We start from the raw sequence: 13,651 nt of genomic DNA on the forward strand, positions 1-13,651 counted from the left end.
AGTTTAAAACCCGGGTTTGTATTCACAGTCTGCTTTTTGTACCTTAGTTTCAAGATATGATGATAATTCAGCCAATTTGCATTCATCATTTTGCTCACTAAGACAAATCGCTGCTACTGCTTGTGCTGTATCTAAATCGGACCGCGATTGAACTGCCGTCAAAATTGTCATCTCCACTTGTTCCATTTGTCTACGGAACGTTGAAAAAAGCGTTTTGGCTTTGTCCATAATATTAAAAAGACTAGGATTTTTAGGGTGTCCAATCAGTTCCATTACGTCGGAATGTTTGCGTAACTGATCCAGTTTAAATACTTCATCGTGCAGCGCCAAATGACTTGCAATTAATTTAAAAGCCTTTATTTTACTTGAATAGGTTGTGATCACTATAAGCCCCCATGTAGTTTAAAATAGAATCAATTTAATCATTTTTATGACCTATTTGTCAATAAAAAGGGCTTTTTGATTAAAGTGTCAAACTTCATCATGTACAATGGAGTACGGAATGTACCTCCTGATTGCCTACTCGTTGATATTGATGCTAATGCCCGTATTGACGCCCTTAGCTCCGGTATCAGACCCCTGATAAAGAACAGGACAACATGATGGCTTGTTGACAAAAAAAAGACTAGTCCTGGATCGACTAACCACCGATAAGTTGAGCTCTCGAATGAACTTAAGATAGTTCTCAAGTTCATACGAGGACTCCTGTACTTATTGTTGGAGGAATAACACTATCTTCATTTTAAGAGAACTGATCACATAGCATCACTGCATTCAACGTGTTACAACCCCAGCGTATTTTATTTAATGATTCTGGCTTGCAACAGATTTAATTTCATTCTCAGAATCCTCCTCAATTTCCTCTGTAATTGAACTGGAGGAACGGTTATCAACGCAGAAAAACCCCCTCCAGCGTGGTGATGAATTTTGAACTGTTCTTTCATCGTGCACTGGCTTATTTTCAACATTTGGATATTGGCAAGAATTGTACAGCTTAATTAATGCGTCCAGGCGATGAGCTGGAAAGCTATCGATTGACTTAATCGCATTAGTTATACCTAAGTACGCGGATGATTTAGCCTCATAGTGTTCTTTCAGTTCTTTAGCTAAAATCCTGGCCGCTTTTTTATCTCCTTTTGCTTCCCATAACAACATGATAGCCAGTGTGCCAGAATTTCCCATATGCGCAGCAATCTGAATTGGGGTAAGTCCATCCTCCGATTTCAAACTAAAATCATGATGAAGGGGCAAAATCTGTAATAACGCTTTTTCTTCATGAGTTGCGGCAGCAAGATGAAGATCGTTTATACCAAAATGCTTCAGATCTTTAGCTCTCATTTCTTGAAATAATTGATCTAATTCAGGATTTCTTTTCGCTAAAAATTCAGCACTGTTTTTTTGTTTGTTTTCAATTTTATAGCTGGATCCATGGAGCAATAAACAACGTACCATAGGCAAGTTGTTCAATTTAACTGCTAAGTGAAGTGGAGTATTGCCCTGTTCATTTTGCTGGTTAACCGGCATATATTGGTTACACAACCATCGAACCAAATCGATGTTTCCGCTTCGAACAGCACAATGCAAAACTGTATCATTATTGTAATTCCTGGCACTCGCTTTAGCACCATGAGCTATCAGGTTTTGCACCATCTGCAAGTGCCCGTTCACTGCCGCTGAATGCAATAACGTATTGCCGTAATTGTACTCAAAATCACCATAATCATAATGCTTATTGATTCGTTTTAAAGCTTTACCTGGGTTGATATCTAACAGCTTGGCAACCATAGTCCAATTATTGGTTACTGTGGCTTGAAGTAAAGCTACTTGCATCATGATGTTTGGAAAATGATGTTTATGAGCTAATACTAAATCAATGATCTCTCCATAGCCTTGGCAAGCAGCCCCTAACAGTATGTAATCCAATTCCTCTGAAAAATGATGATGATTTTTCATTTTGGCAATCAAAGAACTCACCATCTCTGTGTATCCTCGAGATGCGGCAATTCGTACAGGGGTCATATGATTTCCGTTGCTCACCCATGGATTGGCACCATGTTCAAGCAACCAGTGCATTGAGGGTAAGTTATTAACCATTGCGCACATATGCAACAGAGTATTATTTTCAGTGTACTGCTTATTTAAATCGACATGATTGTTATATAAGCGTTCTACAATATCGAGGTATCCATGAACAAGTGCAATAACCAATGGTTCATAACTTAAGGAATTAGGTACATCTGTTTGAATTGTGTCCTGAGTAAGCAGGTATCTTGCGGTTTCAGGATGTTCAAATCGCAACGCCACTAACAAGGCTGAGTCAGCACTGATATTCACTGCGTTAATGTCTGCTCCTGCACTAATAAGCCATTGAACAACTTCCGTGTGGCCATTCCATGCTGCATGAATTAGTGCTGTGTTTCCGTATACATCCCGCTCATTTATGGCGTTATCTTTATAAAACAATTTAGCCAGTTCTAAATGACCATAAAAACATGCCAACATTAAGGGCGTATATTGATCACTATGCAGAACCAGACCCTCTTCTATCAGAAGTTGAGTACGCTCCAGATCTCCCTTACGAATGGCTTCATAGAGTAAATCATTATCAGGTTGCTCAACAGTATTTGGTGGTTCACTTGCACTGAGGACTGTATGGTCTAAAGATGTATTGCTAGATGCTTTTATTAGTTCATTATACATATACGCTCCTAAATCCATTTATGAGTGAGATGTGAATAGACTACTTTTTTACTTTAACTGAATTAATTTCCATTGTAACCTTTTAAAGTTTTTTTCCGCTGGAGGGGAGTCCTTAATTCAATCATGCATACCCAACTCAAACGGATCAGTTTGTTCATAAACTTAATTGTTCATTTCAAAAAGATCTTTGAATATTTAGACAGAGTTTCCGAACCAATTTAGAACCCAGATAGTAGGATTGCCTTTCTCATGTAGTTCAAAAACAATCATTTCACAATCATCTATTCATCAATGTGACACGTAATGAATCATGAGGTCTAGGTGTCGCAATGGTGCGAAAAATTAAGAAACTATCTGATCTCTTTCAGTTTTGGTCTAAACTTAAAGTAAACCCTGAGGGAAATATCATCATGATGACCAATTCACTCACATACATCCGGGATTTTATTCATGCGCAACTCTGTTACCAATTATTCATAACACCCATCCATTTTCCGCTAGAAAAAAAGTATCGGGATTTTGCCAAAATGGCTTGTGAATATGTAGAAGGTAAACGGAGTGAAGTCATTCATAAAGAAACTCCTCGTCATCATGTAATCCACCGATTTGCTCCTGCTAAAAACCCCAATGGCAAGAAAATTCTGATTTCCCATGGTTGGATGTCGCGTGCAGCCTATATGGTGCGATTGATCAGACATCTGCATCTGCAAGGTTATGATGTTTATGCCCTGGATTTTCCAGCACATGGAGAAGCCCGCGGGTTACAACTTCCCTGGACAGATGCTATAGCAATTTTAAAAGAAACCATCAATCAATATGGTCCATTTCACGGCGTAATAGGCCATTCATTTGGTGGATCGATGTTATTAAGTACTTTAAATTTAGCGGGTCAACTTCCCGAATGGCAGTTGAATTCCAAGCCGGACCGTGTTGTATTAATCGCTTCGCCGACTCAAATGCGCAGTCCAGTAAACACCATTGCAAGACGCTTGAAACTCAGTGGAACTGGTTATTTACAGCTACGCCAGTTAATCCGTCAGCAGGCAGAAATTGATCCCAAACTTATTCGTTTAAAATATTTTACTTCTCAAACCCCTGATACCCCCTTTTTATGCATTCATGGAAAGAACGACATAACTGTCAAACCGAAAGAATCGATTATCTTTTGCAGAGAGTATAAAAATGCACACCTGTCGCTGTTGCCTGACGCAGATCATGTAAGCGTATTAATGGATGAACGCGTGGAACAGCTGGTTTGTGATTTTTTAAATTCGAACAATTAAACCGTGCTTAACCTTCCATATATTGACGGATTTTCTTCATGGCATTTTTTTCAAGCTGCCTGACACGTTCTGCAGATACACCATATTTGTCCGCTAAATCATGTAAGGTTAATTTTTCTTCAGCTAACCAGCGTTGCTGCAGAATATCCTGACTGCGTGCATCAAGCTGTTCCATGGCACACATCAATTGCTCACGCCCCTGATCACCAGTATCTTCTTTTTCCAGCATTAAAGCAGGATCATCATTAACATTAAATAAATAACGCTCAGGCGCTTTATAGGCGTCATCATTATCATCAGCTTCAGGAGCATCATAAGGCGAGTCCATAACGTTTAAACGTTGCTCCATCACTAATACATCTTCACGGCTCACGCCCAAATCTTTCGCTACAGCGTCCACTTCCTCATTGCTAAACCAGCCTAAACGATTTTTCATTTGGCGTAGATTAAAAAACAATTTGCGCTGTGCTTTGGTTGTAGCGATTTTGACAATACGCCAATTACGCAAAACAAATTCATGAATTTCTGCTTTGATCCAGTGAACCGCAAAAGAAACCAGTCGGACACCCATTTTAGGATCAAAACGTTTTACAGCCTTCATCAAGCCGACATTGCCTTCCTGAATTAAATCATTCAAAGGCAAACCATAACCTAAATAACCTCGTGCGACACGAACCACATAACGTAAATGAGCAAGTACCAGACGTCTCGCAGCTTCAATATCTCCTTCAGCATGAAAACGCTCAGCACAAGCAATTTCCTCTTCCAAAGTCAGCATTGGAATTTGATTTACCCGATGAATATAGGAATCAAGACTACCAACGGGTAGATTCATTGCAGCAAGTTGCAACTGTTGACTCATACTACTTCCTCCAGCTATCAACACTAAAGTAACTATTAGTAAATATATTATACATTAATTATAGGGTTCTATAGAAGCCAATTGCCTTTTCACAGACAATCTGGCTCCAAGCCACCCGAGTATAATCGCAAAAATCACAAGTAGCAAGATTTGTCTTATTGACAGACCTGCTAACGGATAGTGCATTTGATAAGCAACTGCCAATTGGTTAACGACAACACCTAAACTCAAAATAAATATATTCACTAAAAAAACGGCAAAAATTGCCCCTGCCATCCCGTACCAAATACCAGAATATAAAAAGGGTCTCAGGATAAACGCATCGGTAGCGCCAATTAATTTTAAAATCTGGATTTCTTCCTGCCTGTTACGAATGGCCAAACGTAAGGTATTACCAATAATTAAAACGACAGCCAAGGCTAATAAGGCCATAAGCGCATTAGCCAAATTAGCTGCAAAGCCCAGTATGGCATGCAATCGACTAATCCACTCCATATCCAGCTTGACTTGCTCCACCTCCGGCAAAGCTTTTAATTGCCTTGAGAGCAAATCCAGTTTTGCTGGTGAATCGATAATCAGTGCGGGAACAATCTCAATGACGGAAGGTAAAGGATTTTCAGGAAGATAACGCATAATGTCATGCATGCCTTCCTGTTGAGTCAATTCAGCCAATCCATCCTCAGATGATTTTAATGTAGCCTGCCCAGTACCCTCGGTACTGCGTACTTTCTCCAATAGTTTCACTTGCTCGGCCTGAGTCAGGGAAGGTTTCAAATACAATGAGATATGACCGCCACGTTGCCATCCAATGGTCAAATTCCCAAGATTATCAGTAAAAACCCAAAAAAGAGCGGGTAAAGCTAACGCAATGGCAATAACGATTACCGTCATCATCGTTCCCAGAGGTTTACGGCATAATAAATTGAAGCTTTGAGTAGCAGCCTGAACGTGGTACACGAACAGTGATTGCGTCCTTTTTAACACAGGCGTCCTCCCTTTAACATCACAATACGATGCTTCATTCTGGCAATCAGAGCTAAATCATGTGTAGCAATCAAGATGCTTACACCAACCTGATTAAATTGTTCAAATATGGTCATGATTTCAGAAGACAATTTGGGATCCAGATTTCCTGTTGGCTCATCCGCCAATAACAATGCCGGTTTATGAACCACGGCACGAGCGATCCCTACACGTTGTTGTTCTCCTCCGGAAAGATGCAAGGGCAACATTTTTTCTTTACTCAACAATCCGACCATATCCAGGGCGGCATGTACTCTCTTGGCAATCATGGGATAAGATAATCCCTGAATCTGTAATGGAAGGGCGACATTATCAAATACGGTGCGATCATTAAGTAAATGAGGGGATTGAAAAGTAATTCCCAAATGACTTCTATGTGCGGCAACATCTCTTTTTTTAAGATGATTTAATTTCAGGCCATTCACAATTAATTGACCTGATGTCGGCCACTCCAATAAAGCAATTAATTTAAGGAACGTACTTTTTCCAGCGCCAGAATGGCCGGTAAGAAAAGCCATTTCGCCTTTTTGCATGGAAAAACTGACCTGACTTAATGCTTCGAAGCCACCAGGATAACGTTTACTAACTTGGTCAAATGTGATCATCATTGAATATTGCACCGACGAATTGCGCTGCATCAAAGGGCCGTAAATCTTCTATGCCCTCACCGACTCCCAGATAACGAAATGGTATCCCCAAATCATTAGCTATGGCAAATAATATTCCACCTTTGGCTGTTCCATCAAGTTTGGTCATGGTAATCCCGGTTAAATTTACCGCCTCATGAAATTGACGAGCCTGATTCAGGGCATTTTGTCCTATACTCGCATCCAGGACCAACATCGTTTCATGTGGCGCCTTAGGATCTATTTTCTGCAATACTCGTTTTACCTTCTTCAATTCTTCCATCAAATTATTTTGAGTATGCAAACGACCTGCGGTATCCGCAATTAACACATCGATTTTTCGAGCCTTCGCAGCCTGAAGCGCATCAAAAATTACCGAAGCGCTATCAGCACCGGTATGCTGTGCAATAACAGGAATGTCATTCCGCTCCCCCCAAACATGCAATTGCTCCACTGCAGCGGCTCTGAACGTATCGCCAGCAGCCAACATCACTTTTTTACCCTGTTTTTGGAATTGTTTTGCCAGTTTGCCTATAGTCGTTGTTTTACCTGCTCCATTCACACCAACCATTAACAGGACAAAAGGAGAATGATCTGGCGTTTCCAATGACAGCGGCTGTTTTTCTTGCCCTAAAATGTTCTGTAAATGAAGTTTCAATGCCTCATAAATCGCATCACCATCGGATAATTGTTTTCGTTCCAAACCATCAGTAATTTGTTTCAAAACGGCCTGGGTTGTATCTATCCCCAAATCGGCGCTGATTAACAAAGTTTCCAATTCTTCCAATAAATCCTGGTTTATTTCTTTTTTGCCAAGCAACAGTCGACCTATACCATCACCAAGTTGATGACGTGTTTTGCTTAAGCCTCGTTTCAGGCGTGCAAATAGTCCCTCTTTGGGCTGCAGCGTTTCGGCTCCCACCTCTTCAATATCTGAATCAGGTAGGGTTTCCATGCTGTCTTCTGCTGGAATATTTTGATGTTCAGCGACCTCAACAGGTGCTGAACCTTGATTTCGTTTAAACCATTTAATCATTTTAGTGTACAATTCCCGAGAAATATGAAATTCTATCAGCTTTTTTGCTTTGAGGTTAATTTATGCGCAAAATACTCATCACCCTGTTTATGTTACTATCTTGCCAGACCTTTAGCCAAGTACAAGAGTATATCTTGAATAATGGATTAAAAGTATTGGTTAAAGAAGATCACCGCGCGCCTATAGCTGTTTCCATGATCTGGTATAACATAGGTTCAGCAGATGAGCCAGGTGAACTGACCGGTGTTTCACATGCTATCGAACATATGATGTTCAAAGGAACTAAAAAATTCCCTCTGGGAGTATTTTCCAAAACGATTGCTGCACAGGGCGGTCAGGAAAATGCATTCACCAATAATGATTTTACAGCCTACTTTGAAAAAATCGATGCGTCCAGATTAGCAACCAGCTTCGAACTGGAAGCAGATAGAATGAACAATTTACTCCTTGATGCCGATGAATTTGCCAAAGAAATCAAAGTAATCCAGGAAGAGCGTCGTATGCGCACCGATAACAATCCACAGGCATTAGCCTTTGAACGTTTTCTGGCTACTGCTCATTTATCAGCACCGTACAACCATCCAGTTATTGGATGGATGAATATATTGCAACAAATGAAAGTAGAAGATCTTAAAAAATGGTACCAAAATTATTATGCACCCAACAATGCTACCCTGGTGGTCGTTGGCGATGTGAATCCTGAAAAAGTGCATGCCCTTGCCCAACAGTATTTTGGATCAATTGCAAAAAAAGCGGTTGTCGAAAGAAAACCACAAATTGAACCACCTGCTTTAGGCAAAAAATCGATAATCATAGAAGCGCCAGCAAAATTACCCCTGTTCATGATTGGTTATACAGTCCCCAGTGTTAAAACAGCACAGAACTCATGGGAACCTTATGCATTAGAACTCATTGCAGGCATCCTGGACTCAGGAGAAAGTGCACGTTTTGCCAAAAATCTGATTAGAGGAAGTCATGTAGCGACTGGAGCAGACGTTTATTACAATTTATATGCACGATATCAGACTCAATTCATTATGTATGGTGCACCCAGTCAAAATGCTCAGGTGGCTGATCTGAAAAAAGGACTCCTTGCCGAATTAAACTCGTTGAAGACAACTCCAGTGGGTGAAAAGGAACTGAAACGGATAAAAAATCAAATCATTGCTCAGAAAACATTTGAAAAAGATTCTATTTTTGGACAAGCCATGGAGTTAGGTTTGTTAGAATCAGTAGGTATTGGCTGGAGAAATACCAACAATTATGCCCAGGCAATTAACAGCATCACACCAGAACAAATTCAGCAAACTGCTCAGCGATATTTTCAGGAGTCGAATATGACTGAGGCAGAATTAAAACCAACGAAAAATAATGAGGTAAAATCATGAGAAAGTTCTATGCAATAATTACAGCTCTGATTGTACTCTGCTCACAACATGTAAGTGCAAATACATTTAAAACAGAAAAATGGCTAACCAAAAATGGAGTACAGGTTGTATTCTATCAAGCCATGGAAGTACCCATGCTGGACATAAGCATGGCCTTTGCTGCGGGTTCTGCCTATGATGGGACTCAATATGGCCTCAGCGCGTTAACGGCGCATTTGATGAATCAAGGCAACGGGGGTAAGGATGCGACTGCTGTAGCCGAAGCTCTGGCTGATACAGGAGCCCAGTTTGATACAGAAACCAGCAGAGATATGACGGTTTTTAGTTTAAGAACTCTGACCAGTAAAGACGCGCTTGAACAATCAACCCAAGTATTTAACCAAATAATTAATCATCCCGATTTTCCTGATGAAGCATTTGAAAATGAAAAACAGCAACAACTGATGGCTGTAGAGCAAGTTGATGAATCTCCCGATGATGTAGCAAGTCTTAACTTTTTCCAGACTTTATACCAGGAGCATCCCTATGCTCATCCGGTTAATGGCACAATTCCAACATTAAGCGACATTACGAAAAAACAGGTTGTTGAGTTCTACAAACACTATTATGTCAGCAACAATGCGGTTCTGGTCATGGTCGGAGCCCTTGACAACAAACAAGCACATCAATTGGCGGAACAATTAACTCAGGAGCTGCCAAAAGGTACATCAGCAGGCCCCATTCCAAAGGCCAATCAATTAAGCAATGCAGAGCGAATCAATATTCCGTTCCCTTCCTCACAAACTGTAGTCCGGTTGGGTCAAGTCGGAATTGATCACCATAACCCTAATTATTTTCCCCTGATCGTAGGGAATTATATTTTAGGTGGTGGCGCCCTGGTTTCTAGATTAGCGGTAGAAGTAAGAGAGAAACGAGGTTTAACTTATGGTGTGGACAGTCAATTTGTTCCCATGCCCGGAGAAGGACCCTTTATCATCAGTTTATCGACCAAAAACGATCAAGCGACGAATGCGCTGGACATTACTCATAACACCTTGAATCGTTTTATCTCCAATGGCCCCAGTAAAGAAGAACTGGATTCCGCAAAACAATACTTGACTGGTAGCTTCCCACTGTCATTAGCCAGTAACCGTAATATTGCAGGATTATTACTGCGTATGGCATTTTATCACTTACCCGAAAATTATTTAGATACTTACGTTCAGCGAATCAATGCGGTCACTCATGATGAAATAAAGCAGGCGTTCAAAGAACAAGTCAATCCCGATAAATTATTACTTGTAACCGTAGGACAATCTTGAAACAGAGTATTCGAATTATTGGTGGCCAGTTCAGAGGGAAAAAAATTCAGTTCCCCGAAGTAGAAGGTTTACGACCAACTCCTGATCGAGTCCGGGAAACCCTCTTCAACTGGTTAATGAAGGACATTAAAGAAGCCCGCTGCCTGGATGCTTTTGCAGGTAGTGGTGCTTTGGGTCTTGAAGCCTTTTCACGTGGAGCAACACAAGTGGTATTTCTTGAACAGTCTCCGCTCGCTCATGCCAGTCTACGCCACATTATTTCTCAATTTAACCAAACGGCTTTAAAGCTGGTCAAAGCGGATACTTTATCTTATCTACAAAAATGTACCGACCAGTTTGATATAATTTTTTTAGACCCGCCATTTGCAAAAAACTATATACCTCAATGCATCGATATCATTAACCAAAAACAGCTTCTGCCTCAGGGAGGTCTTGTCTATATTGAATCTCCAACAACTATCGAATTGGATGAACAACACTGGCAGCAGTTAAAATTAAAACAAGCTGGTCAAGTTATATTTGGCCTATTTCAAAAACTCTGAACAACAATATCTTGACAAGGAGCCTTGCTCCTGTTTCAATCAAACTAATACTCCTAGACACTAAAGAACATTGAATGAACAACAAGATTGTCATAATGTTTATTGTATCAGCCATGCTTGTTGGCTGTACTGGTACATTTAGAAAACCACCCGTCAATAATCCCAGTGACGATGCTACGATCAAACTGGCAGAAGCGGCTGTATCAGTAAGTGATTCTATGCTTGAAATGGCTCGAATTGAGAAAGTGATTTTGCCACCAAGCAAAGACAATACACTAACAATACCCAATGCTTATAACATGCAGGCAAGAGCCAGTGTTGACTGGTCAGGTCCCATTGAAGAACTTACAGCCCGCATTGCCAAGGCAGCTCATTTTAAACTGCGTGTCCTCGGACAAGTTCCTGCGGTACCTGTTTTAATAAGCCTGAGCTTAAAAGACGTGAGCTTGGCAGAATTACTTCGTGATATTGACTACCAGGCAGGTAAAAAAGCCAATATTCATGTATACCCTAACAGTCAGGTTGTTGAATTGCGCTATGCCAAAATTTATTCCTAGTTTAACCATTATTCTGTCGGCCTTGCTGATAGCCTGTTCCTCTTCCCGCGGAAATCTGGGAGATACTGGCTCATTGGCTGGCATTCAATCAATGGCTAATTCCAAGTACACCCGAGTTCAATCCAAGAAAAAAATGAGCAAGATTCGCGAAATGGCATTGAAGGATATTGCTTTAAGTTTAGGTGCTCAGGCTGGATTAGCATGGCGAGCAAAAATCATTGACCAGGATTTAACAAAACAGGCTAGAAATCTGGATACGATTTACGATTTTAATTCTCTGGTTCTGGAACATAATATATTACCTCCAGTATTACTCGAAGGCAGAAACACACTGAATCTGGCTGATGCTCAGAGTATACGCGTATCGGATCGCACTTATAAAGTTGCAAAACAGGCACATTTTATTACTACTCCACCCACCTGGCGTCAATACTTATGGATGGACTATGTCAAACCGGAAGCCCCCAACTCCACCTTGCTCCCTAAAACCAAAGCAGAAAGAGAGTTATGGTGCATATATACGGCAAAAGGTTGGAAGAATGGTATAGAACAAGCGAACACCATCCTTGAAGAAAGCATATCCCGTATTAAAGAAGACTTCGGTGGAATGATTCTCTACAGAAAATTGCTGGCCATGAATATGGTAACTCCGCCTTACGTCTCTCATACAGATCTGGGTGTCACAGGAGATGGTTCTGAAATCCATATTGATGACAGAGTCCTGCGAATTACTGCATTGCCAGCACTGAATATTAACAGTAGTGAATGGAAAGCCGCTGTTGCCAAAGACGAAAATGCTTTGGAACAGTTTAAAAACATGGAAAAACTCGCGAATCAGTCTAAAATTATCATAACGAATAAATCTTGGCAGCCCACCATAGCTCCAGTAAATTAATGATGACTTATGAGTAATATTAATTTAATGCCTGATGAACCTACACGATTTACTCCAGTGTTTATGGATAGAATGCTGGAGCATGCGGAAAGTTTGAATGCATCGGATATTACCATACAGACCGGTGAACCCATTTATGCAGAGGTCTACGGCAAATTACTGAAAATAACCAATCGACGATTATCTAATACCGAATTGGGCGATTTGATCAACGCAATCTATGGCCCCAATGCAACCACACAACTCTTATCAGGAAAAGACATCGATACTCACTACGAGTTTCGTCCAAATCGTGGTGTTCGTTATCGATACAGGGTCAACGGTACAGCCTGTCTGGTTGAGGGACATGATGCCATTCAGCTGACACTCAGAACCATCCCAACCACTCCTCCTCATCTCAGTAGTATGAATTTACCAGATAACATACTTGAAGCCATTGCGCCTCAGGAAGGTATTGTATTCATCACAGGAGCAACGGGTTCGGGTAAATCAACTCTTCTGGCATCCATCATTCGAGAATTAATTGAAACTGCTGATTCCAACCGAAAAGTGTTAACTTATGAATCACCTATAGAATTCGTTTATGATGAAATTGAAACCATTTCTTCTGTGGTCAGCCAATCTGAAATTCCCCGTCATCTGCCCAGCTTCGCAGATGGAGTACGAAATGCTTTAAGAAGAAAACCCCGTTTGATTATGGTCGGGGAGTGCCGGGATGCTGAAACAATAAGCGCGGCGCTTGAGGCTGCTCTAACAGGACATCCTGTGTATACAACACTGCATACATCAGGAGTTGCGGAAACCATGCGTCGATTGGTTACCTCCTTTTCAGGCGAAGAGCGCTTGGGAAGAACCATTGATATTCTGGAAACCATAAGGCTGTGTATCTGGCAAAAATTGGTTCCTACTGTTGACGAAAAACGAGTTGCATTACGAGAATATCTGGTTTTTGATGAAGAAGTCAGAGACATTCTTCTTGAGGGAGATCCTAATGATGTCACTTCTGCTACTCGTAAATTAGTACGCCAAAAAGGTCAATTAATGACTTGGGACGCTAAAGCAAAATTTGAGCAAGGTATTATTAGTGAACGTGTATACAAGCTCATTATTGCCGGAGCCAAAGATTATCAGCAATAGCAACAGGCTGCTGTTTTGTGAATCCTACCGTTTTTCTTTCAGACCTACCCTTTTTACACACTCTCAACACTAATTTTCGCTTCAAGGTAATCGATAACATCACCCTTTAGAAATCCCCACACATTTTGAACAGACAATTTTGTGTATGGCATGCGTAATAACAGATCGATCTTCGAATTGCTCGCAAAGACGAACGTTTATACTGAATCGTATATCATTATCCTCACTAGAATTATGAGGGGATACCTTAATTTATAACACCGAGAATATATTTATTTATACCTTAATGATCATATAAATA

The 13,651-nt window shown here is 40.7% G+C and carries 13 protein-coding genes; 7 read left to right on the top strand and 6 right to left on the bottom strand.

Features of this window, described 5'->3' with window-relative positions; genetic code table 11:
- Positions 1 to 3 precede the first annotated feature (3 nt).
- Together Lqua_RS02865 and Lqua_RS02870 are read right to left on the bottom strand one after the other, a co-directional pair.
- Positions 4 to 384: a hypothetical protein gene (locus Lqua_RS02865; protein ID WP_058472781.1), complete on the bottom strand. Its 381-nt coding sequence runs from the start codon at positions 382 to 384 to the stop codon at positions 4 to 6.
- Positions 385 to 804: 420 nt separating this feature from the next.
- Entirely contained in the window at positions 805 to 2,700 is a 1,896-nt protein-coding gene (locus Lqua_RS02870; RefSeq protein ID WP_058472782.1) for an ankyrin repeat domain-containing protein, read from the bottom strand.
- A 410-nt stretch (positions 2,701 to 3,110) separates the two neighbouring features.
- Here Lqua_RS02870 and Lqua_RS02875 point away from each other — a divergent pair, with 410 nt between their 5' ends.
- Positions 3,111 to 3,983, top strand: a complete 873-nt coding sequence (locus Lqua_RS02875; protein WP_058473066.1) for an alpha/beta hydrolase — start codon at positions 3,111 to 3,113, stop codon at positions 3,981 to 3,983.
- A 7-nt stretch (positions 3,984 to 3,990) separates the two neighbouring features.
- On the opposite strand, the gene rpoH is transcribed toward Lqua_RS02875, so the two are convergent.
- From rpoH to ftsY, 4 genes are read right to left on the bottom strand one after another with little or no spacing between them, the layout of a single operon-like run.
- Positions 3,991 to 4,845 carry an RNA polymerase sigma factor RpoH gene (gene rpoH, locus Lqua_RS02880; protein WP_058472783.1) on the bottom strand — a complete coding sequence of 285 codons (855 nt, stop codon included), beginning with the start codon at positions 4,843 to 4,845 and terminating at the stop codon, positions 3,991 to 3,993.
- Positions 4,846 to 4,899: 54 nt separating this feature from the next.
- On the bottom strand, positions 4,900 to 5,829 hold the full coding sequence (gene ftsX / locus Lqua_RS02885; protein WP_058472784.1) for a permease-like cell division protein FtsX: 930 nt from the start codon (positions 5,827 to 5,829) through the stop codon (positions 4,900 to 4,902).
- The gene (gene ftsE / locus Lqua_RS02890) at positions 5,823 to 6,473 is read right to left on the bottom strand and encodes a cell division ATP-binding protein FtsE (RefSeq protein ID WP_058473067.1); all 651 of its coding nucleotides are present in this window, start codon (positions 6,471 to 6,473) and stop codon (positions 5,823 to 5,825) included. The genes ftsX and ftsE overlap by 7 nt, the downstream gene beginning before the upstream one ends.
- A complete protein-coding gene (gene ftsY, locus Lqua_RS02895) occupies positions 6,460 to 7,530 on the bottom strand; it encodes a signal recognition particle-docking protein FtsY (RefSeq protein WP_058472785.1) in 1,071 nt (356 codons plus the stop codon). The genes ftsE and ftsY overlap by 14 nt, the downstream gene beginning before the upstream one ends.
- 62 nt (positions 7,531 to 7,592) lie before the next feature.
- On the opposite strand from ftsY, the gene Lqua_RS02900 reads away from it, so the two are divergent.
- The 6 genes from Lqua_RS02900 to dotB all read left to right on the top strand — a co-directional run bounded on the left by Lqua_RS02900 (position 7,593) and on the right by dotB (position 13,350).
- Entirely contained in the window at positions 7,593 to 8,918 is a 1,326-nt protein-coding gene (locus Lqua_RS02900) for a M16 family metallopeptidase (protein WP_058472786.1), read from the top strand.
- Entirely contained in the window at positions 8,915 to 10,219 is a 1,305-nt protein-coding gene (locus Lqua_RS02905) for a M16 family metallopeptidase (protein ID WP_058472787.1), read from the top strand. The genes Lqua_RS02900 and Lqua_RS02905 overlap by 4 nt, the downstream gene beginning before the upstream one ends.
- Positions 10,216 to 10,761, top strand: coding sequence for a 16S rRNA (guanine(966)-N(2))-methyltransferase RsmD (gene rsmD, locus Lqua_RS02910; protein ID WP_058472788.1), 546 nt, complete (start codon positions 10,216 to 10,218; stop codon positions 10,759 to 10,761). The genes Lqua_RS02905 and rsmD overlap by 4 nt, the downstream gene beginning before the upstream one ends.
- A 74-nt stretch (positions 10,762 to 10,835) precedes the next feature.
- Positions 10,836 to 11,318 carry a type IVB secretion system lipoprotein DotD gene (gene dotD, locus Lqua_RS02915; RefSeq protein ID WP_058472789.1) on the top strand — a complete coding sequence of 161 codons (483 nt, stop codon included), beginning with the start codon at positions 10,836 to 10,838 and terminating at the stop codon, positions 11,316 to 11,318.
- Positions 11,299 to 12,213 carry a type IV secretion system DotC family protein gene (locus Lqua_RS02920; RefSeq protein ID WP_058472790.1) on the top strand — a complete coding sequence of 305 codons (915 nt, stop codon included), beginning with the start codon at positions 11,299 to 11,301 and terminating at the stop codon, positions 12,211 to 12,213. The genes dotD and Lqua_RS02920 overlap by 20 nt, the downstream gene beginning before the upstream one ends.
- A 27-nt stretch (positions 12,214 to 12,240) precedes the next feature.
- The gene (gene dotB, locus Lqua_RS02925; protein WP_058473068.1) at positions 12,241 to 13,350 is read left to right on the top strand and encodes a Dot/Icm type IV secretion system ATPase DotB; all 1,110 of its coding nucleotides are present in this window, start codon (positions 12,241 to 12,243) and stop codon (positions 13,348 to 13,350) included.
- Positions 13,351 to 13,651 lie beyond the last annotated feature (301 nt).

Source organism: Legionella quateirensis, assembly GCF_001467955.1.
Lineage (GTDB): Bacteria > Pseudomonadota > Gammaproteobacteria > Legionellales > Legionellaceae > Legionella > Legionella quateirensis.